The organism is Streptomyces sp. NPDC007945, assembly GCF_042958885.1.
Taxonomy (GTDB): Bacteria; Actinomycetota; Actinomycetes; order Streptomycetales; family Streptomycetaceae; genus Streptomyces.
On sequence record NZ_JBIBJV010000016.1, the window covers coordinates 1 to 21,923 of the forward strand.

Sequence of the window (21,923 nt, forward strand, 5' to 3'; positions counted from 1 at the left end):
GGGGGGGGGGGGGGGGGGGGGGGGGGGGGGGGGGGGGGGGGGGGGGGGGGGGGGGGGGGGGGGGGGGGGGGGGGGGGCGGGGGGCCCCCCCCCCGACAGGCTCTAGGCCAGCAGGTCGTCGACCTGCGCCTCCCCTTCCCGGTAGCGGCGGGCGATCTCCGCCCCGCAGTCGTCGGCGGTCCGCTGGAGCGACTGCCGGCGCTGCGAGATCTGCTGCTCGTACCCGGCGAGCCGCCCCATCGCCGCGTGCAGCTCCTCGTCCGTACGGGCCGTCAGGTCCGACAGCTCGACCTCCGACAGCATCTCGGCGGCGAGCCGCCGGTACTCCTCCCCGCGCGGCGTCGACAGCGTCACGTGCCGGGCCGAGGACCGGTGCCGCGACGGCACGTCCGCGAGGATCTCGGACAGCCGGTCGAGCACCGGCGCCTCCGGATCGGTGCGGCGCGCCAGCTCGGCCCGCAGGATGTCGATCCGGCCCTGCAGCATGCGGCGCACGTAACTGAGGTCGGCCTCGTCGCTCTGCGCGTCCCGGCGCAGCGCCCGCAGCTCGGCGAGGCGCAGCCCGCCGAGGTCGAGCACGGGCCGGCCGGACGGCGCCGGCTCGCCGGTCCGCTGCACGGGCGGCCGCGCGACCGGCCCGCCGGGCACCGGGCCCGCGGAGCGGATCAGCGGTACGGGACCGGACGGCGTCGGCCCCGTGCTGGATGCACTCATGAGAATCGTCCCCTCGACCGGTGCGCAGCCGCACCGCCTCCTGGCATGGTGCCACTCCCGCACGCGCGCGTGCAGGCGCTCTGCACCCGTTCGGCCCCCAGAAATCCCCGATCGGTAGGTTGGGGCCCATGCGAGCTGTGGTGCAGAGGGTGGACGGCGCGAAGGTCGTCGTCGCAGGGGAGACGGTCGGCGAGATCACCGGCGAGGGACTGTGCGTCCTGGTGGGGGTCACCCACGACGACACGCCCGAGACGGCCGCCCGATTGGCGAGAAAGCTCTGGTCCGTCCGGGTGCTGGAGGACGAGAAGTCCTGCTCCGACGTGGCCGCGCCGCTCCTGGTGATCTCCCAGTTCACGCTCTACGGCGACGCCCGCAAGGGCCGCCGCCCCACCTGGAACGCCGCCGCCCCCGGCCCCGTCGCCGAACCCCTCGTCGACGAGGTCGTCGCCCAGCTGCGGAAGCTGGGCGCGCACGTGGAGACGGGCCGCTTCGGAGCCGACATGCGCGTCAGCCTCACGAACCACGGCCCGTTCACGGTCCTGCTGGAGGTCTGAGCGGCTACGGCTCGACGACGGTCTCCTGCGCGGCGGCCGTCGTCCCCGCCACCAGCGGCGCGTCCACCGGCACGTTCCGCTTCACCAGCGCCAGGGCGATGGGGCCGAGCTCGTGGTGGCGGACGGCGGACGTGACGAAGCCGATCTGACGCCCGTCGGGGCCGTCGGCGGCGAGCCGCAGCGGCGTCCCGTGCCCCGGCAGGGTCACCTCGCTGCCGTCCAGGTGCAGGAAGACCAGGCGGCGCGGCGGCTTCCCCAGGTTCTGCACCCGGGCGACCGTCTCCTGCCCCCGGTAGCAGCCCTTCTGCAGGTGCACGGCCGAGCCGATGAGCCCGACCTCGTGCGGGATCGTCCGGTGGTCGGTCTCGAAACCGAGCCGCGGCCGGTGCCCCTCCACGCGCAGCGCCTCGTACGCGAGGACACCCGCGGCCGGCCCGTGCGCCCCGGCGAAGGCCTCCAGGTCCGCGCGCGGCAGGAACAGGTCGCGCCCGTGCGCCGTCTCCCGTACGACGACGCCCTCGGGCGCCTCGGCGGTGGACCCGGCCGGCAGGTGCACGACGGCGAAGTCCGCCGTCCGGTCGGCGACCTCGACCCGGTAGAAGAACTTCATCGACTCCAGGTAGGCGATCAGCTCGCCCTGCGTCCCCGGCTCGACGTGCGCCCACACCGTCTCGCCGTCGTCGACGAGGGAGAGGGCGTGCTCGATGTGCCCGTTGGCGGAGAGGATCAGCGCCTCGGTGGCCTGACCGGCCGGAAGCGCGCTGACGTGCTGGGTGAGCAGCAGGTGCAGCCAGCTCAGCCGGTCGTCGCCGGTGACGGTGACGACCCCCCGGTGCGACAGGTCGACGAACCCCGCCCCGTCGGCGAGGGAACGCTGCTCACGGAACAGGTCGCCGTAGTGCGCGGCGACGCCTTCGTCACGGCCTTCGGCGGGAACGGCGCCGGGCAGGGACAGCAAAGGGCTCTTCGAAGGGCTCTTCATGGGAAAAGCCTACGACTCCGCCGTCAGGACTCCGCGGCGGCGGCCTTCCGCGCGCAGTCCGCGCACCGCCCGAAGATCGCGAAGTGCTTCATGTCGGTCTCGAAGCCGAAGGTCTCGCGCAGCTTCCCGGTGAACCCGGCGGCCACCTCGACGTCCGCCTCGATGACCTCCGAGCAGTCCCGGCACACGAGGTGCAGATGGTGGTGCCGGTCCGCCAGGTGGTACGTGGGTGCCCCGTGCCCGAGGTGCGCGTGGCTGACGAGCCCGAGCTCCTCCAGGAGCTCCAGGGTCCGGTACACGGTGGAGATGTTGACCCCGGAGGCGGTCTTCCGCACCTCGACGAGGATGTCGTCGGGCGTGGCGTGCTCCAGCACGTCCACCGCCTCCAGGACAAGCTGCCGCTGCGGCGTCAGCCGATAGCCGCGCTGCCGCAGATCGCTCTTCCAGTCGGTGCTCACCACGCCCCCCAGTGTAGGAGGGCGCGGCGGGCTGACGGAGGTCGCGCGGCGGCCTACTTGAAGAAGGCGATGCCGTCGTCGGGCATGTCGGGGAGGTTGCGCGCCATCTCGGCGACCTCCTCGGGAGTGACGACCTTCTTCAGGTGGGCGGACATGTAGGGGCGGAGCGGGACCTCGGGGGTCGCCTTCTCGCCGACCCACATGAGGTCGCTCTTCACGTAGCCGTAGAGGCGCTTGCCGCCGGAGTACGGGCCGGAGGCGGCGGTGCGGGCCACGGCGTCCGTCGCCAGGTCGATCTGCGGCTTCTGGTCGGCGAGCTCGCCGTACCAGACCTCGACGACGCCGTCGTCGCGGACCATCACGACCTCGACCTTGCGGTCCTTGTCGATCCGCCAGAAGCCGCTCTCGCTCTCCAGCGGGCGGACCTTGTTGCCCTCCGCGTCGAGCACCCAGGAGTGCGAGTGGTACTCCAGGAAGTCCCGGCCGTCGTGGCTGAACGTCACGGACTGGCCGAAGTTGCACTTCTCGGCGCCGGGGAAGTCGGACACTCCGGCGCCCTCCCAGGTCCCGAGGAGGAACGCGAGCGGGACGAGGTCCGGGTTGAGGTCGGACGGGATCTGGATCATGAGCGACTCAGACGATCTGTGAAGGGGGCCGGGGGGAAGGGGAGGGACCGAGGGGTCAGCGCTGACCCTGGTACAGCTTCTTCACGGCCAGGCCGGTGAAGGCGAGCACGCCGACGGCGACCAGGACCAGCAGGGTCTCGAAGAAAATGATCACGGGGTGCTCCTCGGCTGAGCGGTGAAGGCGGAACGGACCGGACTCCAGCTTAGTGGGCGGGGCCCCGGCACACTCGGTGAGGTGGGTCTCCCCCGCGATCAAGCACCGGTACGGACCCCGGCATTACAGTTCGTGCATGGCGAAGAAGCTCGTGATCAAGGTGACCGCCGGGGCCGACGCCCCGGAACGCTGCTCCCAGGCCTTCACGGTGGCGGCCGTCGCCGTCGCCAGCGGCGTCGAGGTGTCGCTGTGGCTGACCGGCGAGTCGTCGTGGTTCGCCCTGCCGGGCAAGGCGGCCGAGTTCGAGCTGCCGCACGCCGCCCCGCTGCCCGACCTCGTCGAGTCGATCCTGGCGGCCGGCCGGATCACCCTGTGCACCCAGTGCGCGGCCCGCCGCGAGATCACCGAGCAGGACGTCCTGCCCGGCGTCCGCATCGCCGGCGCCCAGGTCTTCGTCCAGGAGGCCATGGCCGACGGCGCCCAGGCCCTCGTCTACTGATCCGGCCCTACCGGTCCCGGCGCTTCCTGCCGTCGAGCTCGTCCCACCACTCGTCCGACTGCGGGTCCCCGGACGGATCGTCCCACCACCGGTCCTCCGGCCCCCGCCGGTTCGCCACCATCGCCGCGACCGGCGGAATGACCATGGCGACCACGCACATCCCGATGGCCACGGGCATGGAGAACAGGCGCACGACGGCCCAGGCGCCCACGAAAAGCACCAGGCAGGCGCCCATCATCCAGAAGTAGACACGCCGACGCCGTGCGTACACGCCTTCAGCCTACGACCGGTTCCCCCGTCGCGGACAGACCGGAGGGCCGTGCCCCGAGTCCTGGTGATGGCGTCCAACCCCCCAGGGGACACGGCCCTCCGGCCGGCTGTGGTGTGACGGGTCAGACCGCGATGGCCACGTCCGTCAGGCTGCCCGTCTCGGTGACGACGACCTTGCGGTCGGCCTGGGCACCGGGGATGAGGGCGCGCAGGGTCCACTCGCCGGTGGCCGCGTAGAAGCGGAACTGGCCGGTGGCGGAGGTGGGGACCTCGGCCGTGAACTCGCCGGAGGCGTCCAGCAGGCGGACGTAGCCGGTGACGGGCTCGCCGTCCTTGGTCACCTGGCCCTGGATGGCCGTCTCACCGGGCTTGAGGGTGCTGACGTCGGGGCCGCCGATCGGTGCTCCACACATGTTCTCTGTCCTGTCCTAGAGGGGGAAGGTCGCGCGACCCGGTCTTACTTGTTGGCGCCGAGCTCGATCGGCACGCCGACGAGGGAGCCGTACTCGGTCCAGGAGCCGTCGTAGTTCTTGACGTTCGGGACCTCGAGGAGCTCGTGCAGGACGAACCAGGTGAGGGCGGAGCGCTCGCCGATGCGGCAGTAGGCGACGGTGTCCTTCGCCAGGTCGACCTGCTCGGCCTCGTAGAGGGCCTTCAGGTCCTCGTCGGACTTGAAGGTGCCGTCGTCGTTGGCGTTCTTCGACCAGGGGATGTTGCGGGCGGACGGGACGTGGCCCGGGCGCTGCGACTGCTCCTGCGGAAGGTGGGCCGGGGCGAGCAGCTTGCCGGAGAACTCGTCGGGCGAGCGGACGTCGACCAGGTTCTGGGTGCCGATGGCGGCCACGACGTCGTCGCGGAAGGCGCGGATGGAGAGGTCCTGGGCCTGGGCCTTGTACTCGGTGGCCGGGCGGTTCGGGACCTCGGAGCCGTCGACGAGGTCGCGGGAGTCGAGCTCCCACTTCTTGCGGCCGCCGTCGAGGAGCTTGACGTCCTGGTGGCCGTACAGCTTGAAGTACCAGTAGGCGTACGAGGCGAACCAGTTGTTGTTGCCGCCGTAGAGGACGACCGTGGTGTCGTTGCCGATGCCCTTGGCCGAGAGGAGCTTCTCGAAGCCCTCCTGGTCGATGAAGTCACGGCGGACCGGGTCCTGCAGGTCCTTGGTCCAGTCGATCCGGATGGCGTTGCGGATGTGGTTCTTGTCGTAGGCGGCGGTGTCCTCGTCGACCTCGACGATCGCGACGGCCGGGTTGTCGAGGTTGGCCTCGACCCAGTCGGCGTCGACCAGTACGTCGCTGCGAGCCATGTCTGTTCTCCTCCGGGGCAGTGTGCGGCGGTGTGGTGCGGGGGTGGTGCTGCATGTGCGGGTGCGCGTCGGGGCTGCGCCCGACGGCGTCGTGCTGCGCGGTGCGGCCTCGACCTCGGGGGTCGGCGGGCCGGGGGGAATACGGGCGCGGAGCGCGTCCCGCTCAGATGGAGCGACAGAGCATGGCGGCGATGCGGCACAGGTCTACTGCCCGCCGCTTCGTGAGTTCCGCCTGTCGCTTCATGCCGTCGATCGTAGGGACGGACAGGCGACCGTGTCACCGGCGTGTCGCATCGTGAGACGCGATCATCCGAAAGGTGAGATGAGAAGGGGGTGGAAGTGACTCCGGAGGGGCGGCGGACCTGCGTCCGGTCCCGTGCTTCTGCGGATCGGACCCGTGCGTCTCAGTATGTGGAGAACGACCCCCGGAAGGGTGACGCGGAGGCCCCTTCGCGCGGCCCCCGCCCCCGACGCGCGGCCCCGTCCCTTCCGTCGGCCTTCCGGAAGTCCCGCCGGAAGTCCTTCCGGAAGTCCTGCCGGCCGCTCCCGCGCCGTCCCCGCGGTCAGCCCGCGACCGCGACGTCCTTGCCGTGCACCGTCACGGCGAGCCCCTCGGGGCGCGGTTCCACCTCGGTGACCCGCATGCCGGCGACGCGGCCGATCGGGCGCTCGAAGTCGGTGCGTTCGCGGACCAGGTCCTCCAGGAGCGGGATGCCGCCGCCGGGCACCTCGTCGGCGCGGACCTTGAGGGTGTCGCCGCCCACCAGCGTGACGGAGGAGACGACGGTACGGGTCACCTTGCGGCCCAGGACCTCGACGCTGCCCGTCACCTTCACCTTGCCGGGGCCGCCGTACTCCATGGCCGTGGCCCGCTCCGAGGCCTCGACCAGGTCCGCGTAGGAGATGAGCGCGGTGCCGGTCGCCTCGCCGGCCCGGTAGCCGCTCCAGTCGCCGGTGACGGTCACGTCCCGCAGGTCGACGGTGAGCTCGCCGATCCGGACGGGCTTGCCGCCGGCCTGGGTGCGGACGCCCCGCGCGACCACCTCGACCTCGCCGAAGCGCTTGTCGGCGGCCTGGGTGAGGAAGGGGAAGCCCTTGATGTCGACCTCGACCGACTCGGTGCCGCCGCCCGCGAGCGAGGCGCGCCCGGCAACCTCCGACTCGGCCCAGGTGGCGGCGAGCCGGTCGGCGCCCAGCAGGATTCCGCCCAGCACGACAGCCACGACCAGCAGGATCCGCAGTGCTCGCATGGCTCGTCTCTTCCCCCGTCGCCGGTTCGTCAGTGTGCCGGTGATGCGTGTCGGCCCCCCGACACGAAGATCGACGTGTCGGGGGGCCGGACGGTTCCCGGGCGCCCCGGGCGGGCCGTGCGTGGGTCAGACCAGGGCGCGGCCGAGAAGGTACACGGCGGGCGCGGCGGCCGTCAGCGGGAGGGCCACCCCGGCGGTCATGTGCACGAAGCGGGACGGGTAGTCGTAGCTGGCCACCCGCAGGCCGACGAGGGCGCAGACGCCGGCGACGAGGCCGAGGAGCGCCCCGGAGGCGCCCATGCCGTTCACGGTGCCGGCGGCGATGCCCGCACCGGCGCCGGCGAGGAGCGAGACGACGAGCGAGACCGGGCCGGGCAGCGGGAGCGCGCGGGCCAGGACGGTCGCGCCGACCGCGGCCGCGCCGACGGTGACCGCCGCCGGCTCGGCGCCGAGGTGCCCGGCGGCGAGGACGGTCAGGGCCGCCGACGTGACGGTGGCCATGAGGCCGTACATCCGCTCGTCCGGTTCGGCGTGGCTGCGCAGCTGGAGGACCAGGCAGAGCAGGACCCAGACGCCGAGGGTGCCGAGGAGGGCGGGGGCGGCGTGCTCGCGGCCGGTGGCGAGGAGGGCGGCGTCGGCGACGAGTCCGCCGAGGAAGGCGAGGGCGATGCCCTGCCGGGCCGGCCACATGCCGTTGAGCCGGAACCAGCCGGCGGCGGTCAGCGCCTGGAGCGCGACCAGCGGCAGCAGCGGTCCGTAGCCGCCGAGCGCGGCGCCGCCGGCGAGCAGCAGCCCGAGGACGGCGGTCAGAGCGGCGGGCCGCATCCCGGGCTCGATGATCGGCGACCGGCCCTCGGCGCGGGCGCGCTGCGCGTCGGTGATCCGGGTGTTCCCGGAGGTGGTGGGCGAGGAGTACGCGGGCGCCGCCGCGTCGTCGACGGGGGCGGGCACCGGGGCGGGCGCGGGCTGTGCGGGGGACTCGGGCTGCGCGTACGGCTCCGGCCGGCCGTACGGCTGCGCGTACTGCTGCGCCGCGTACCGCTGTTCCGGCTGCGCGAACGGCTCGGGCTGGGCGTACGTCTCCGGCTGCGCGTACGCCTCCGGCCGGCCGTAGGGCTCCGGGTGCGCGTACGGATCGGGCTGTACGTACGCCTCCGGCTGGGCGTACGGGGCGTACGCCGGCCCGCCGTGGCTCTCCTGCGGGTAGCCGTACGGCTGCTGTGCCTGCGCCTGCGGGGCCGGGTGGCCCTGCGCGGCGTCCTCGGGGCGGACCGCCGGCTGGTACGTGGTGTCCCAGGTCTGGCCCTCCCAGGTCTGGGTGACCGAGGGGTCGTACGCGTTCGGGTCGTGCGGCGCGCCGCCGTACGGCTGGTCGTTGCTCATGATGTGGGGTTCACCCTCCTGCGAACGGGGGGAGCACCTCGACCGTGCCGCCCTCGGCAAGCCGTACCGTCTCATGGCTCCGGGTGCCGACCGGGTCGCCGTCGACGAGGAACGAGCACCGCTGGAGGACCCGGACGAGCTCGCCCGGGTGGTCCGCGCGGGCGGCGTCCAGGGCCTCGGCGAGGGTCTCGGCGGTGTACGGCTCCTCGGCGACCCCGGCGGCGGCCTTGGCCGCGGCCCAGTAGCGGATGGTTCCCGCTGCCATAGCGGCGCTCCCTTCGTTCGTGTGCGCGCCGCTCCCCATGATGGGCTATCGGCGGACGAGCCAGGCGCCGAGCCGGTCGAGGAGCTCCTCGCCGGCCGCGTTCTCGGCGTGGCCCATGCCCGGCTCCAGCCAGAGTTCGACGGGGGCGCCCTCGGGGGCGGCCGCGGCGAGCATCCGCGGGCGGTCGAGCGGGAAGTAGGGGTCGCGGTCGCCGTGGACGAGGAGCAGCGGGACGGGCGCGATCAGGGGGACGGCCCGGTGGGGCGGGAGCGGGTCCGGGTCCCAGGGGCGGGCGTCGACGCGGGTGCGGAGCCCGTACCGGCCGACGAGCCGGCCGACCGGGCGGGTGACCATCCAGTGGAGGCGGCGCATCGGCGCCGTGCCCCGGTAGTACCAGCGGGCCGGGGAGGACACGGCGGCGACCGCGTCGGGCCCGGCCGGGGTGGAGCGGTCGAGGGCGGCCTGCCGGAGGACGACGGAGCCGCCCATGGAGAAGCCGACGGTCGCCACGCGCGCGTGCCCCAGCTCACGGGCCCAGCGGACGGCGGCGGCGAGGTCGAGGACCTCGCGGTCGCCGAGGGTGGAGAGGCCGCCGGAGCGGCCGTGGCCGCGGAAGGAGAAGGTGACGACGGCGGCCGCGTGCCGGCCGAGGGCCCGGGCGGCGCGCCGGACGGCGGGGCGGTCGACGGCGCCGGTGAAACCGTGCGCGACGACGACGGCGGTGTCGGCGACACTGGCGGGGAAGGCTTCGTGAACCGCCTCGATCCGGACATCGTCGTCCGTCCTGAGGATGGCGCGGCGGGGACCGGAAGTGAGCGAGGAAACATCCATCATGTGAAATCCGCCCTCTGCCTCGGAACGCATGTGGGCTATTCTCCTTGGCAGGGATCCGGGCGATGTCGCCACCGGGTCCTTTTGCGTTTTCCGGCCGTTGTTACGGACGGGTGAACAAAAGCTCTCAGGGCGCGAGAGCGACGGGTGAGCCGCTTACCGGAGCGGCACCGCCCACCGGAGCAGTACCGCAGTACCCCAGCAGTACCGCAGATGTCCTCGCAGGGACCGAGGAGGAACCGACGTCATGGACGAGCGTACGAAGCACGACCGACCGACGAGCCGGCCGACCCTGGCAGGGGGAGAGGCCCGATGAGTTCTCTGCTGCTCCTCACCAACGCCCTCCAGCCGTCGACCGAGGTGCTGCCCGCCCTCGGCCTGCTGCTGCACAACGTGCGGGTGGCCCCCGCGGAGGGACCGGCGCTCGTGGACACCCCCGGCGCCGACGTGATCCTCGTCGACGGGCGGCGCGATCTGCCGCAGGTCCGTTCGCTCTGCCAGCTGCTGCGTTCCACCGGCCCCGGCTGTCCGCTGGTCCTGGTGGTCACCGAGGGCGGCCTGGCGGCGGTCACGGCCGACTGGGGCATCGACGACGTCCTGCTCGACACGGCGGGACCGGCCGAGGTCGAGGCGCGGCTGCGGCTCGCGCTCGGCCGCCAGCAGATCGTCGCGGACGACTCCCCGATGGAGATCCGCAACGGCGACCTGTCGGTGGACGAGGCCACGTACAGCGCGAAGCTGAAGGGCCGGGTCCTGGACCTCACCTTCAAGGAGTTCGAGCTCCTGAAGTACCTGGCGCAGCACCCGGGCCGGGTGTTCACGCGGGCGCAGCTGCTCCAGGAGGTGTGGGGGTACGACTACTTCGGCGGCACGCGGACGGTCGACGTCCACGTGCGGCGGCTGCGGGCGAAGCTGGGCCCGGAGCACGAGTCGCTGATCGGCACGGTCCGCAATGTGGGATACCGCTTCGTGACGCCGGAGAAGGTGGAGCGGGCCGCCGAGGAGGCGCGCGCCAAGGAGGCCAAGGGGGCGCCGGGGCGGGAACCCGGCGGGACGAAGGGGGCCGAAGCGGGGCAGGACACCCGGGAGGAGCCCGGCACCGGGGGCCGTGCGGAGGCTCGCGCGGGCGCCGGAGTCAAGGGCGCCACGGCCGACACCACCCGTTAGGGGGACGGTAACGTGGCGTACGCCACAACGCGACCTGCCGGTAGGTAGGTCACCCCGCGTAGACTTCCGCGCGTGGCCAAGGTGACGCGGGATGACGTAGCGCGACTGGCGGGTACTTCGACCGCGGTCGTGAGTTACGTCATCAACAACGGACCCCGGCCGGTCGCCCCGGCCACGCGCGAGCGTGTCCTCGCCGCCATCAAGGAGCTGGGCTACCGCCCCGACCGGGTGGCCCAGGCGATGGCGTCCCGCCGCACCGACCTCATAGGCATGATCGTCCCGGACGCGCGCCAGCCCTTCTTCGCGGAGATGGCGCACGCGGTCGAGCAGGCCGCCGCCGAGCGCGGAAAGATGGTCCTGGTCGGCAACTCCGACTACCGCACCGAGCGCGAGATCCACTACCTGCGGGCCTTCCTCGGCATGCGGGTCTCCGGGCTGATCCTCGTCAGCCAGGGCATGAGCGAGCAGGCCGCGAGCGAGATCGAGGCCTGGGACGCGCGCGTGGTGCTGCTGCACGAGCGGCCCGAGGCGATCGACGACGTCGCCGTCGTCACCGACGACATCGGCGGCGCGCAGCTCGCCACCCGGCACCTCCTGGAGCACGGCCACCCGTACGTGGCGTGCCTCGGCGGCGTCCCCAACACCCCGGCCGTCGGCGACCCGGTCGCCGACCACGTCGAGGGCTGGCGGCGCGCCATGCGGGAGGCCGGCCGCGAGACCGAGGGCCGGCTCTTCGAGGCCCCGTACAACCGGTACGACGCCTACCAGGTGGCCCTGAAGCTCCTCGCGGGCCCGGACCGCCCGCCGGCGATCTTCTGCTCCACCGACGACCAGGCCTTCGGCGTGCTGCGCGCCGCCCGCGAGCTGCGCATCGACGTCCCGACCGAGCTGGCGGTGGCGGGCTTCGACGACGTGAAGGAGGCGGCGCTCACCGACCCGCCGCTGACCACCGTCTTCTCCGACCGCCCGGCCATGGCCCGGGCCGCCGTCGACCTGGTCCTCGACGACTCCGTCCGCGTCAACGGCTCCCGCCGCGAGCGCGTCAAGCAGTTCCCCTCGGCCCTGGTGGTCCGCCGCTCCTGCGGCTGCCACTGACCCCGGCGGGCGAACGCCCCCCGCCCTTTATTTCGGGCATACAGGGTTCTGTCGGGCTTCTCAGCCGGTCCTCAGACGGCTCTCATCTCCCGGGCCGAGAGTCGGTGCCATGACGGACCACACCCAGCCCCAGCAGCCGTACCACCCGCCGCGCCCGCCGTACGAGCCGACGCGGCCGATCACCACCGAGCCGGGCACCACCGTGTGGCCGTCCGGGTCGGGTTCCGGGTACGGCACCGACCACGGGTCGGCTTCCCCCTACGGGACCGGCGACGCCGGGTTCGGCGGCCACGGCGGGTACGGCGCTCCGCCGGCGGCCGAGCCCCTCCCCGCCGCGCCGGCGCCCGGCGCGCGGCGGCGCGCCCGGCGCGGGGTCGGCCTGATGGCGGCCGTGGCGATCGCCGCCGCGGCGGTCGGCGGCGGCACCGCCACCCTCGTCCAGCAGCTCACCGCGCACGACGCGCCCGTCACCGCCTCCTCCTCGGTGGTGAGCGGCACCAACGTCTCCGCGAGCGGCACCGGCACGGTCGCCGGGGTCGCCGCGGCCGTCTCCCCCTCCATCGTGGAGATCTCCGCGAACTCCGCCTCGGGCTCCTCGACCGGCTCCGGCGTGATCATCACCGCCGACGGCGAGATCGTCACCAACAACCACGTGATCTCCGGTGCCTCCGAGCTCACCGTGCGGACCAGCGACGGCAGGACGTACGGGGCCGAGGTCGTCGGCACGGACCCCGACAAGGACCTGGCGCTCATCAAGCTCAAGGGCGCCTCCGGCCTCAAGGCCGCCGCCCTCGGCGACTCCTCCCGGGTGAAGGTCGGCGACGAGGTCGTCGCCATCGGCTCCCCCGAGGGCCTCACCGGCACCGTCACCAGCGGCATCGTCTCCGCCCTCGACCGCGACGTCACCGTCGCCAAGGACGACGGCGACGGCGGCGGCCGGGACGGACAGCAGCAGCAGTGGGACCCGCGACAGGGCTGGCCGTTCGAGTTCGGCGGACAGCAGTTCAACGGCGACACCGGCTCCTCGAAGACCACCTACAAGGCGATCCAGACCGACGCCTCCCTCAACCCCGGGAATTCGGGCGGCGCGCTGATCAATATGAACGGAGAGATCATCGGGATCAATTCCGCCATGTATTCGCCCAGTTCTTCGAGCGGTTCCACCGCGGGCAGTGTCGGCCTCGGATTCGCCATCCCGGTGAACACCCTGAAGGCCGACCTCGAAGCCCTCCGTTCCGGCGGTACGAGCTGAGCACGCCGGACCCGGAGGCGTGGCACGCTGACTGCATGACCGGGCAGCCGAACGACCCTGAACGCATCCTCATCGTCGACGACGAACCCGCCGTGCGGGAGGCCCTGCGCCGCTCCCTCGCCTTCGAGGGGTACGCGACACGGGAGGCCGTCGACGGGGTCGACGCGCTCGCCGCCATGGAGTCGTACGACCCCGACCTCGTCGTCCTCGACGTGCAGATGCCCCGCATGGACGGGCTGACGGCGGCCCGCCGGATCCGGGCCGCCGGCTCGACGGTGCCGATCCTCATGCTGACCGCCCGCGACACCGTCGGCGACCGCGTCACCGGCCTCGACGCCGGCGCCGACGACTACCTCGTGAAGCCCTTCGAGCTCGACGAGCTCTTCGCCCGCATCCGCGCCCTGCTGCGCCGCAGCTCCTACGCCGTCCCGGCCGCGCCCACCGCCGACCCGGAGGACGTCCTGTCCTTCGAGGACCTGCGGATGGACCTGGCGACCCGCGAGGTCACCCGCGGCGGCCGGCCGGTCGAGCTGACCCGCACCGAGTACACCCTCCTGGAGATGTTCCTGGCCCACCCGCGCCAGGTCCTCACCCGCGAGCAGATCCTCAAGGCCGTCTGGGGCTTCGACTTCGAACCCAGCTCCAACTCCCTGGACGTGTACGTGATGTACCTGCGGCGCAAGACGGAGGCGGGCGGCGAGCCGCGCCTCGTCCACACGGTGCGCGGCGTCGGCTACGTGCTCCGCGCCGGAGGCGGCACCGAGTGACCCTCCCCGCCCCCGGCCCCTCCCCCGCCACCGGCACCGAGCCCGATTCCGCACCCCGCCCCCGGCGCCGTACCCCCCTGGCCTGGTTCCGGTCCCGGCCGCTGCGCTCGCGGCTCGCGCTGCTCACCGCCTTCGCGGTCGCCGTCGCGGTCGCCGCCGTCTCCGCCGCCTGCTGGTTCGTGACGCGGGCGCAGCTGGAGGGCGAGATGGACTCCGCGCTGCGGAACACCCGGCTCGACGCGAACGCCGTCCGCAGCCTCCTCACCCTGTGCCGACAGGGCGAGACCCCGCCGCCGGCGGCCGGCTCGTACACCGTGCAGATCATCGACTCGGCCGGCGGCGTCTGCACCTCCGGCAAGGCGGCCCTCCCGGCTGGGGCCGGCGACCTCGCGGTGGCCCGGGGCACGCTCGCGTACGTCCTGCACACGGTGAAGGACGCCGACGGGCGCGAGATGCGGGTCTACACCTACCCACAGCCGGGCCCGCCCGGCCTCGCCGTCTCCGTGGCCCGCCCGCTCGCCGAGATCGACAACTCGCTCTCCACCCTGGGCTGGGTGCTGCTCCTGGTCTCCGGCATCGGGGTCGTCGGGGCCGGCGCGGCCGGTCTGTGGGTGGCGCGGACCGGCCTGGAGCCGGTGAACCGGCTGACGGGGGCGGTGGAGCACGTGGCGGCGACGGAGGACCTGACGGTACGGATCCCGGCCGACGGCGAGGACGAGATCGCCCGCCTGTCGCGGGCCTTCAACCAGATGACGGCAGCGCTGGCCAGCTCGCGGGACCGGCAGGCCCGGCTGATCGCGGACGCCGGCCACGAGCTGCGGACCCCCCTCACCTCCCTGCGCACCAACATCGAGCTCCTCGCGCGCAGCGAGGAGACCGGCCGGGCGATCCCGCCGGAGGACCGCCGGGCCCTGATGGCCTCGGTGAAGGCCCAGATGACGGAACTGGCCGCGCTCATCGGCGACCTCCAGGAACTGGCCCGCCCGGACGCGGTCCGGCCCGGACCCCTGGAGGTGGTCCCCCTCCACACCGTGCTGCGCTCGGCGCTCGACCGGGCGCGGCTGCGCGGCCCGGAGCTGACCTTCGCGACGGACCTGGCGCCCTGGTACGTGCGCGCCGAACCGGCCGCACTGGAACGGGCCCTGGTCAACGTCCTCGACAACGCCGTGAAGTTCTCGCCGCCGCGCCGCACGGTCGAGGTGACCCTGATGCGCGGCGAACTGACCGTCCGCGACCACGGTCCCGGCATCGCCGCCGACGAACTCCCGCACGTCTTCGACCGCTTCTGGCGCTCCCCGTCCGCCCGCAGCCTCCCGGGCTCGGGCCTGGGCCTCTCGATCGTCGCCCACACGGTGAAGCGGGCGGGCGGCTCGGTGAGCCTCTCCCCCGCGGAGGGCGGCGGCACGGTGGCAACCCTCCGCCTCCCGGGCGCGCCGACGCCCCCGCCGGAGGTCACGGCGTGACCGTCCGGTGAGGCCTACTGGCCGACGCGCCCGTCGACGCGCTCGCGGAGGAGGTCGGCGTGGCCGCAGTGGCGGGCGTACTCGGTGATCTGCATGGTGAGGAGCTCGCGCAGCTGCCCGCCGTCCGGGGTCGGGGCGCCGAGGTCGGGGGCGGCGGCGAGGTAGGCGTCGGTGGCCGCCGCCTCCTCCTTCCAGCGGCGCCGGGCCTCGGCGACGACGTCCGGGTCGGCGACCGCGCCGGTCCAGTCGGCCTCGCGGTCGTCCGGGGTGCGGTAGATCCGGGGCGAGTCCTCGCCGGCGAGGCGGCGGAAGTGGCGCTCGTCCTCGGCCATGTGCCGGATCAGGCCGAGGAGGGACATGGTGGAGGGCGGCACGGAGCGGCGGGCGAGCTGCTCGGCGTCCAGGCCCTCGCACTTCAGCTTCAGGGTGAGCCGGAAGTGGCGCAGGGCGTCGAGGAGGGCCCCGCGCTCGTCGCCCACGGCCGCGCCGCCGTCCTCGCGCGGGTCCTCGCCGGGGTCGGCCCACATGTCGGTGTGGACGGTGGAGGCGGTCCACCGCCGCACGTCCGTGTCGTCGTCGCTGGTCTCCATGCGGGCATCGTCGTACGGGCGGGGGGTCGGCGCCAGCGAATTGGTCCCGGGTTCAGTTGTGCCGGAGCAGCGACTCCACCAGCCCGGCGCGCGTGGCGGGGAAGTCGAGGGGCACGATGCCGAGGCCGGTGCGGCCGGCCGCCCAGGAGCCGTCCAGCCAGCGGTGGACGCGCGGGTTGAGGTTGTCGGAGTTCCAGCGGGGCGGCAGCCCGGCGGAGGTGCTGACGAAGTTCACGTACAGCGGTCCGGGGCGCTCGACGGCGGCGCGGAAGTGGGCCTCGATCTTGGGGTACTTGGCGTCGGGCAGCGCGTTCCAGTCGTCCTGGACGGCGAAGTACCGGGAGTCGGCCCACCGCAGGCCGGGCAGGCCGGCGTTGTCGGCGAGGAGCACGACCCGCCCGCGCGCCTCCCCCAGGAGCGGCAGGCCGTCCCCGATCCGGAAGAGGGAGCGCCAGCCGCGCCGGTCGAGGTAGTCGTCGAAGACGGCCCGGAAGGTGGCGTCGGACTCCTCGGAGTACTCCTGCTTGACGCGCATGAGCACGGTCTCGGAGGGGTGGGCGGCGAGGAAGTCGCGGCAGGCGATGAGGACGTCGCCGAACATCATGTTCTGGTAGGCGGCGCCGTGGTGGATGGCGAAGGACCCGTTGGTGACCCGGCACCGCACGTCGAGGAACCGCACCCCGCTGTCGAGCTGCTGGGCGATGGTGGTGTCCTGGCACTGCGCCCACCACCCGCCGAACCGCGCCCCCGAGTCGTGCGTCCCGGGGATGGTGAGCCGCGCGAGCGCGGTCCCGTCCCCGTGCGCCGCCATCCACGCGCGCGTGTCCACGGCCGTGCCGGTCGCGGCCCGCGCCGCGGGCGCTCCGGCGAGCAGGGCGGCCCCGGCCCCGAGGGCCCCGGTGAGAAAGCGTCGTCGCTCCATGGCACCGGATGATGACAGGTCCGCGTCAATGAACACCAGGGTGCGGAAGAGGGGGCCGCCCCCCGCCGGTCGGGCGGAGCACGGCCCCCTCTTCGAGGAGTCGGCGAGTGCCGAGGACTACTTGACGATCGTGATGCGGCCCGTCGCCGGCGCCCGGAGCGGCTCGGCGGCCGAGGAGTTGGCCGTCAGGTAGGCGATGAAGACGTCCAGGTCCGACGCGCCGACCAGCTTGTTCTTACCGGTGGCCAGGACCGGGAAGCCGTCGCCGCCGCCCGTGAGGAACTCGTTCATCGCGACCCGGTAGCTCTTCGACGGGTCGATCGGCTCACCGTTCAGACGCACCGAGTCGACCACGATCCGGTCCGCGCCCGTCTTGGTCATGTCCAGGGTGTAGGTGAAGCCCTTCGACACCTGGAGGATCTTCGGGGAGGCCAGGTTGGCCCCGCTGACCTGCTGCTGGAGCGCGGTGACGAGCTGGGCGCCGGTCAGGTCGACCACCGTCATCATGTTGGTGAACGGCTGGACGGTGTACGCCTCGCCGTAGGTCACCACGCCGTCCCCCAGGGTCAGCGGCGCACGGACGCCGCCCGGGTTCATCAGCGCGAGCTGCGCGCCGCCCTTGTCGGCCGGGGCCAGGCCCGCCAGCTGCGCGTCGGCGATGAGGTTGCCCAGCGGCTTCTCGTAGACGTCGGTGGGGTTCTCGATGCTCTCGCCGATGTGGCCGACGGCACGGTTCGCGATCGGCTCGGCCAGCGCCTTCCAGCGCTTGATCAGGTCGCCGATCCTCCCGTGCTGCTCCACGTCCCGGGTGACGACGTGGTTCGCGGAGGCGACCGCGGTGCGGACGATGTCCTTCGAGCGCCGGTCGTAGGTGAGCGTCGTGTCGGTGTACAGCCGGCCGAAGGAGGCCGCCGAGGTCACCGTGCGCGGCTTGCCCGCCGGGTCCGGGATGGTGCACGCGTACGCCTGGTGGGTGTGACCGGTGACCAGGGCGTCGACCTGCGGGGTGACGTTCTTGGCGATGTCGACGATCGGGCCGGAGATGCCGGCGCCGGCGCCCGGGGTGTCGCAGTCGTAGTTGTACGCGCCCGAGGCGGGCATGCCGCCCTCGTGCAGCAGGGCGACGATCGACTTCACGCCCTTGCGCTCCAGCACCTTGGCGTACTTGTTGATCGTCTCGACCTCGTCGCCGAACTTCAGGCCCTTGATGCCCTCGGCCGAGACGATGTTCGCCGTGCCTTCGAGCGTGACGCCGATGAAGCCGATCCGGACGCCGTCCTTCTCCCAGATGAAGTACGGGTCGAGCAGGGGCTTGCCGCTCTTCTCGTCCGTCACGTTGGCCGCGAGGTAGGGGAAGTTCGCCCCCTCGAAGGTCTTGCCCTCCTCGAAACAGCCCTCGGTCGGGTGGCAGCCGCCGTTCTGTATGCGGCTCAGCTCGCGCGCGCCCTCGTCGAACTCGTGGTTGCCCACCGAGCTCACGTCGAGCTTCATCTCGTTGAGCGCCTCGATGGTCGGCTCGTCGTGGAAGAGACCCGAGACCAGCGGCGAGGCGCCGATCATGTCCCCGGCGGCGGCCGTGATGGAGTACCGGTGACCCGCGCGGGCCTGCTCCAGGTGCGTGGCCAGGTACTCGGCACCGCCGACGTTGTTGATCGTCTCGGTCGAGCCGTCCTCCTTGACCCGCGTCAGCCGGCCCGACGAACCGGTCGGCGGCTCCAGGTTGCCGTGCAGGTCGTTGAAGGACAGCAGCTGGACGTCGACCATCCGGCCCCAGCCCTTGCCGTTCGTCCCGCCCTCGCTCACGGCGTCCGACGAGGCGCCCGCCGGCATGGCGGCGACGAGCGCGCCGACCGTCGCCAGCCCCGCGCCCGCGGCCAGAATCCGCCGCCCGGCCTTGCTCTTCCTGCGGTTCACTGCCATCTCTCCTGAGGTCCCCTTTGCCCCTTGCCCCGATTCGCGGCTTTGATCGTCGACCGCGTGTGCGCTCGCAGCCTAGAGTCAACGCGCGTAGCGCAACAGGGGGTAGCGGGTTACAAGACAGTTGCCGATGCCCGAAGGGGCGGCGCCGTAGGCTCGGCACATGACTTCCGACGCGGCGCCGACCCTCGAACCGGGACGGCAGATCCAGACGTACGACGAGCTCAGCCCCGAGCAGGTCCAGGAGGTCATGGACCTGCTCGCGGCAGCGGACAGCGCCGACGGCGTGCACGCGGTGTCCGAACAGGGGCGGCTCTACCTCCGGCACGGGCGGCGCGAGGGGGTGCGGCACTTCCTCCTCACCGTCGGCCCCCGCCTCTACGGCTACGCCCAGCTGGAGGAGACCGACCCCGTGGAGGCGCCGGCCGCCGAGCTGCTCGTCCACCCCGACCAGCGCGGCCGCGGCCACGGGCGCGCCCTCGGCACCGCCCTGCTCGCCGCCACCGGCAAGCGGCTGCGGGTCTGGGCGCACGGCGGCAAGCCGTCCGCCCGCCACCTCGCCCAGGTCCTCGGGCTCACCCTCTTCCGCGAACTGCGCCAGCTGCGCCGGCCGCTGGCACCGCTGGACGTCCCCGAGCCGGTGCTGCCCGAGGGCGTCACGATCCGTACCTTCGTCCCCGGGCAGGACGACGCGGCCTGGCTCGCGGTCAACGCCGCCGCGTTCGCCCACCACCCGGAGCAGGGCTCGCTGACCCAGCGGGACCTGAACGACCGGATCGCGGAGCCGTGGTTCGACCCGAAGGGCTTCTTCCTCGCCGAGAAGGACGGGGAGCTGGTCGGCTTCCACTGGACGAAGGTCCACGCGGAGGAGCGGCTCGGCGAGGTGTACGTGGTCGGGATCCTGCCGGGGGCGCAGGGCGGCGGCCTCGGCAAGGCGCTCACCGCGACGGGCCTGCGGCACCTCGCGGGGCAGGGGCTGCCGACGGCGATGCTGTACGTGGACGCCGACAACTCCGCGGCGGTGCGGGTCTACGAGGGGCTCGGCTTCCGGACCCACGAGGTGGACCTGATGTACCGCGCGGAGTCCTGAACCGGCCGGCCGCAGGGGGCGGTTGACACCGCCCCCTCTCTTCCACCACCCTTTCACTACTTGATTAGTGAAAGGGTGGTGGAAGGGACGTGGTCGAGTACCGCATCGACCGGCGCAGCGGCGTCGCCACCTACCTCCAGATCGTCCAGCAGACGAAACAGGCCCTCCGGATGGGCCTCCTGGAGCCGGGCGACCGACTGCCCACCGCGCGCGAGGTCGTGGAGGCGACGGCCATCAACCCGAACACGGTCCTCAAGGCCTACCGCGAGCTCGAACGCGAAGGCCTCGTCGAGGCCCGCCGCGGCCTCGGCACCTTCGTCCGCACCACGCTCGGCACCGCCGCCCCCGCCGACTCCCCCCTCCGGGGCGAGCTCGACGCCTGGGCCCGCCGGGCACGCGCCGAGGGCATGGACCGCGAGGACGTGGCCGCGCTCTTCACCGCCGTACTGGCACAGCACTTCGAGGGGGACGCATGACCGACCCAGTCATCGAGGCCACCGGCCTCGGGATGCGCTACCGCAGGCGCGACGACGCCTGGGCGCTGAAGGACTGCACCTTCACCCTGCCGGTGGGCCGGATCGTCGCCGTCGTCGGACCCAACGGGGCCGGCAAGTCGACGCTCCTCATGCTCGCCGCCGGTCTGGTACGGCCCACGGAGGGCCGGATCACCGCACCGGCACGGGAGCGACTCGCCTACGTCGCCCAGGAGAAGCCCCTCTACGGGCAGCTCACCGTCTCCGAGACCCTGCGGATGGGTCGCGAGCTCAACCCCGACCGCTGGGACGGCGCCGTCGCCGACCGCGTCGTCGCGGCCGGACCGCTGCCCGCGAAGGCCAAGGTCCGCTCCCTCTCCGGCGGCCAGCGCACCCGCCTCGCCCTCGCGCTCGCCCTCGGCAAGCGGCCCGAGGTCCTGCTCCTGGACGAGCCGATGGCGGACCTCGACCCGCTGGCCCGGCACGAACTGATGGGCACCCTGATGGCCGACGCCGCCGAGCGAGGCACGACCGTCGTCATGTCGTCGCACATCCTCACCGAACTGGAGGGCGCCTGCGACCACCTGCTCCTCGTGCAGAACGGCCGGATCCGACTCGACGGCTCGATCGACGACCTGCTCGCCGCGCACTCCCTGCTCCGGGGCCCGGTCGGCGACCTGGCCCCGCACACGGTGGTCGACTCCCGCACGACGGGCCGTCAACTTACCGCGCTGATACGGCGCGAGGGGCCGGTCGACGGCGCCTGGGAGGTCACCGAACCGTCCCTCGAAGAGCTCCTCCTCGCCCACCTCCGCGGCTCCCGCTCCCCGGAAGGGGTCCCCGCATGACCGTCCTCGCCCTCAGCGGCTCCCGTTGGGTGACGATCCGCCAGCACCGGCGGGCCCTGTGGTGGGCGCTCGCCCTCGCGGCCGTCGCGCTGGCCGTCATGGTCGCCTCACGGCTGTGGTCCGACGCAGCGGTCACCGCGCTGCGCGAGGCGGGCTGCGCCGCGGACAGCACGGAACGCTCCTGCCAGCAGGCCGAGCGCGACTACTTCGACGGCCAGTGGTTGGCCAGGAACCTCCTCGGATACGCGTCGATAGGCATGCTGATCCTGCCCGGCGTGCTCGGAGCCTTCGTCGCGGGCCCCATGCTCGCCCGCGAACTGGAGTCCGGGACACATCGTCTGGCGTGGACGCAGTCCGTCAGCCCGGCGCGCTGGCTCGCCGCCAAGATCGCGGTACCCGCCGCCCTCTCGCTCGTGGTCGTCACCCTGCTGAGCCTGGTCTTCCACTGGTCCTGGTCCACGGGGCCCGCGAACGACTACCCCACCTACTGGTACGAGCCGATGATGTTCGTCTCGTACGGCACCGTGCCGATGGCCCACGCACTGCTCGGACTCGGCCTGGGTACCCTCGCCGGCCTGCTCGTGCGCCGCACCGTCATCGCGATGGGCGTCACGGCTCTCGCCGTCGGTACAGCTCTGGCGGTTCTCGCCGAGCTGCGCCCCGGCTTCTGGCCCGTCCAGACCCTCACCGGTGGAGAGGGTCCCCCGGTCAGCACCGCCTGGCGGCTCGACTGGGGCATGCTCACCGCGTCCGGGGAGCGCGTCCTCTGGGAGGACTGCCTCGCGGCCCCGTCGGTGAACGTCGAGCAGTGCATGGCCGACCGCGGCGGGGTCGTAGGCTTCACGGACTTCCACCCCGCCTCGCACTACTGGCCCCTCCAGCTCGTCGAGAGCGGCATCTGCGTCGCCCTCGCCGCCCTCGCCGTCCTCGCGGCCTTCCGGGTGCTCCGGGCCCGACACCCGTAGCCCGTACGGGTGAGCACGGGGGCGGGGCCCGGCACAGGCCCCGCCCCCGATTCCCGCACGACATGTCGTCGTCACCCGCCATTCA

At 73.1% G+C, this 21,923-nt stretch carries 25 protein-coding genes; 11 read left to right on the forward strand and 14 right to left on the reverse strand.

Going from position 1 to position 21,923, the window contains the following annotated elements; genetic code table 11:
• Positions 1 to 102 precede the first annotated feature (102 nt).
• The gene (locus ACFZCF_RS31150) at positions 103 to 714 is read right to left on the reverse strand and encodes an ABC transporter substrate-binding protein (RefSeq protein ID WP_391290435.1); all 612 of its coding nucleotides are present in this window, start codon (positions 712 to 714) and stop codon (positions 103 to 105) included.
• 128 nt (positions 715 to 842) lie between these two features.
• Here ACFZCF_RS31150 and dtd point away from each other — a divergent pair, with 128 nt between their 5' ends.
• Positions 843 to 1,268 carry a D-aminoacyl-tRNA deacylase gene (gene dtd / locus ACFZCF_RS31155; protein ID WP_388438698.1) on the forward strand — a complete coding sequence of 142 codons (426 nt, stop codon included), beginning with the start codon at positions 843 to 845 and terminating at the stop codon, positions 1,266 to 1,268.
• A 4-nt stretch (positions 1,269 to 1,272) separates the two neighbouring features.
• On the opposite strand, the gene ACFZCF_RS31160 is transcribed toward dtd, so the two are convergent.
• Genes ACFZCF_RS31160 through ACFZCF_RS31170 form a run of 3 tightly spaced genes read right to left on the reverse strand, consistent with a single transcriptional unit; the run spans position 1,273 to position 3,334 of the window.
• Positions 1,273 to 2,250 (reverse strand): glycine cleavage T C-terminal barrel domain-containing protein, encoded by a 978-nt coding sequence (locus ACFZCF_RS31160; protein ID WP_391290437.1) that lies wholly within the window; start codon positions 2,248 to 2,250, stop codon positions 1,273 to 1,275.
• A 23-nt stretch (positions 2,251 to 2,273) separates the two neighbouring features.
• Entirely contained in the window at positions 2,274 to 2,711 is a 438-nt protein-coding gene (locus ACFZCF_RS31165; protein WP_189950941.1) for a Fur family transcriptional regulator, read from the reverse strand.
• 50 nt (positions 2,712 to 2,761) lie between these two features.
• Positions 2,762 to 3,334 (reverse strand): FABP family protein, encoded by a 573-nt coding sequence (locus ACFZCF_RS31170; RefSeq protein WP_189950939.1) that lies wholly within the window; start codon positions 3,332 to 3,334, stop codon positions 2,762 to 2,764.
• A gap of 290 nt (positions 3,335 to 3,624) precedes the next feature.
• Between ACFZCF_RS31170 and ACFZCF_RS31175 the strand changes: the two genes are divergently transcribed.
• Entirely contained in the window at positions 3,625 to 3,987 is a 363-nt protein-coding gene (locus tag ACFZCF_RS31175) for a DsrE family protein (RefSeq protein ID WP_391290440.1), read from the forward strand.
• Between the two features lie 7 nt (positions 3,988 to 3,994).
• Here ACFZCF_RS31175 and ACFZCF_RS31180 read toward each other — a convergent pair whose 3' ends face one another.
• The 7 genes from ACFZCF_RS31180 to ACFZCF_RS31210 form a co-directional block, all read right to left on the reverse strand.
• Positions 3,995 to 4,258: a DUF3099 domain-containing protein gene (locus ACFZCF_RS31180; RefSeq protein WP_388438709.1), complete on the reverse strand. Its 264-nt coding sequence runs from the start codon at positions 4,256 to 4,258 to the stop codon at positions 3,995 to 3,997.
• A 121-nt stretch (positions 4,259 to 4,379) separates the two neighbouring features.
• The gene (locus ACFZCF_RS31185) at positions 4,380 to 4,670 is read right to left on the reverse strand and encodes a DUF1416 domain-containing protein (RefSeq protein WP_391290443.1); all 291 of its coding nucleotides are present in this window, start codon (positions 4,668 to 4,670) and stop codon (positions 4,380 to 4,382) included.
• A 44-nt stretch (positions 4,671 to 4,714) separates the two neighbouring features.
• Positions 4,715 to 5,560 carry a sulfurtransferase gene (locus tag ACFZCF_RS31190; RefSeq protein WP_382837575.1) on the reverse strand — a complete coding sequence of 282 codons (846 nt, stop codon included), beginning with the start codon at positions 5,558 to 5,560 and terminating at the stop codon, positions 4,715 to 4,717.
• Positions 5,561 to 6,123: 563 nt separating this feature from the next.
• On the reverse strand, positions 6,124 to 6,810 hold the full coding sequence (locus ACFZCF_RS31195; protein ID WP_388438714.1) for a DUF2993 domain-containing protein: 687 nt from the start codon (positions 6,808 to 6,810) through the stop codon (positions 6,124 to 6,126).
• 126 nt (positions 6,811 to 6,936) lie between these two features.
• Positions 6,937 to 8,193 (reverse strand): hypothetical protein, encoded by a 1,257-nt coding sequence (locus ACFZCF_RS31200; RefSeq protein WP_391290446.1) that lies wholly within the window; start codon positions 8,191 to 8,193, stop codon positions 6,937 to 6,939.
• A gap of 10 nt (positions 8,194 to 8,203) precedes the next feature.
• Positions 8,204 to 8,458: a MoaD/ThiS family protein gene (locus ACFZCF_RS31205; RefSeq protein ID WP_169087723.1), complete on the reverse strand. Its 255-nt coding sequence runs from the start codon at positions 8,456 to 8,458 to the stop codon at positions 8,204 to 8,206.
• A 45-nt stretch (positions 8,459 to 8,503) separates the two neighbouring features.
• The gene (locus tag ACFZCF_RS31210; RefSeq protein WP_391290489.1) at positions 8,504 to 9,289 is read right to left on the reverse strand and encodes an alpha/beta fold hydrolase; all 786 of its coding nucleotides are present in this window, start codon (positions 9,287 to 9,289) and stop codon (positions 8,504 to 8,506) included.
• A gap of 312 nt (positions 9,290 to 9,601) precedes the next feature.
• Between ACFZCF_RS31210 and ACFZCF_RS31215 the strand changes: the two genes are divergently transcribed.
• From ACFZCF_RS31215 to ACFZCF_RS31235, 5 genes are all read left to right on the forward strand, one after another.
• Complete coding sequence (locus ACFZCF_RS31215) at positions 9,602 to 10,456, forward strand: winged helix-turn-helix domain-containing protein (protein ID WP_391290448.1); 855 nt, start codon at positions 9,602 to 9,604, stop codon at positions 10,454 to 10,456.
• A 72-nt stretch (positions 10,457 to 10,528) separates the two neighbouring features.
• Positions 10,529 to 11,551 carry a LacI family DNA-binding transcriptional regulator gene (locus ACFZCF_RS31220; protein WP_388438727.1) on the forward strand — a complete coding sequence of 341 codons (1,023 nt, stop codon included), beginning with the start codon at positions 10,529 to 10,531 and terminating at the stop codon, positions 11,549 to 11,551.
• 109 nt (positions 11,552 to 11,660) lie between these two features.
• On the forward strand, positions 11,661 to 12,803 hold the full coding sequence (locus ACFZCF_RS31225; protein WP_391290451.1) for a trypsin-like peptidase domain-containing protein: 1,143 nt from the start codon (positions 11,661 to 11,663) through the stop codon (positions 12,801 to 12,803).
• 35 nt (positions 12,804 to 12,838) lie between these two features.
• Positions 12,839 to 13,570 (forward strand): response regulator, encoded by a 732-nt coding sequence (locus ACFZCF_RS31230; protein WP_391290453.1) that lies wholly within the window; start codon positions 12,839 to 12,841, stop codon positions 13,568 to 13,570.
• Positions 13,571 to 13,647: 77 nt separating this feature from the next.
• Complete coding sequence (locus tag ACFZCF_RS31235) at positions 13,648 to 15,033, forward strand: ATP-binding protein (RefSeq protein WP_391290491.1); 1,386 nt, start codon at positions 13,648 to 13,650, stop codon at positions 15,031 to 15,033.
• A 14-nt stretch (positions 15,034 to 15,047) separates the two neighbouring features.
• Here ACFZCF_RS31235 and ACFZCF_RS31240 read toward each other — a convergent pair whose 3' ends face one another.
• From ACFZCF_RS31240 to ACFZCF_RS31250, 3 genes are all read right to left on the reverse strand, one after another.
• Positions 15,048 to 15,623, reverse strand: a complete 576-nt coding sequence (locus ACFZCF_RS31240) for a DUF664 domain-containing protein (protein ID WP_391290455.1) — start codon at positions 15,621 to 15,623, stop codon at positions 15,048 to 15,050.
• Between the two features lie 52 nt (positions 15,624 to 15,675).
• A complete protein-coding gene (locus ACFZCF_RS31245; RefSeq protein ID WP_388438739.1) occupies positions 15,676 to 16,545 on the reverse strand; it encodes a phosphatidylinositol-specific phospholipase C in 870 nt (289 codons plus the stop codon).
• A gap of 117 nt (positions 16,546 to 16,662) precedes the next feature.
• Positions 16,663 to 18,465 (reverse strand): bifunctional metallophosphatase/5'-nucleotidase, encoded by a 1,803-nt coding sequence (locus ACFZCF_RS31250; protein ID WP_388438742.1) that lies wholly within the window; start codon positions 18,463 to 18,465, stop codon positions 16,663 to 16,665.
• Positions 18,466 to 18,625: 160 nt separating this feature from the next.
• On the opposite strand from ACFZCF_RS31250, the gene mshD reads away from it, so the two are divergent.
• From mshD to ACFZCF_RS31270, 4 genes are all read left to right on the forward strand, one after another.
• Complete coding sequence (mshD, locus tag ACFZCF_RS31255; protein WP_388438745.1) at positions 18,626 to 19,552, forward strand: mycothiol synthase; 927 nt, start codon at positions 18,626 to 18,628, stop codon at positions 19,550 to 19,552.
• Positions 19,553 to 19,641: 89 nt separating this feature from the next.
• The gene (locus tag ACFZCF_RS31260) at positions 19,642 to 20,028 is read left to right on the forward strand and encodes a GntR family transcriptional regulator (protein ID WP_391290458.1); all 387 of its coding nucleotides are present in this window, start codon (positions 19,642 to 19,644) and stop codon (positions 20,026 to 20,028) included.
• Positions 20,025 to 20,873: an ATP-binding cassette domain-containing protein gene (locus ACFZCF_RS31265; protein WP_391290460.1), complete on the forward strand. Its 849-nt coding sequence runs from the start codon at positions 20,025 to 20,027 to the stop codon at positions 20,871 to 20,873. Before ACFZCF_RS31260 ends, ACFZCF_RS31265 begins: the two co-directional genes overlap by 4 nt.
• Positions 20,870 to 21,838 (forward strand): ABC transporter permease, encoded by a 969-nt coding sequence (locus ACFZCF_RS31270; RefSeq protein ID WP_388438754.1) that lies wholly within the window; start codon positions 20,870 to 20,872, stop codon positions 21,836 to 21,838. Before ACFZCF_RS31265 ends, ACFZCF_RS31270 begins: the two co-directional genes overlap by 4 nt.
• The last annotated feature ends 85 nt before the right edge of the window (positions 21,839 to 21,923 follow it).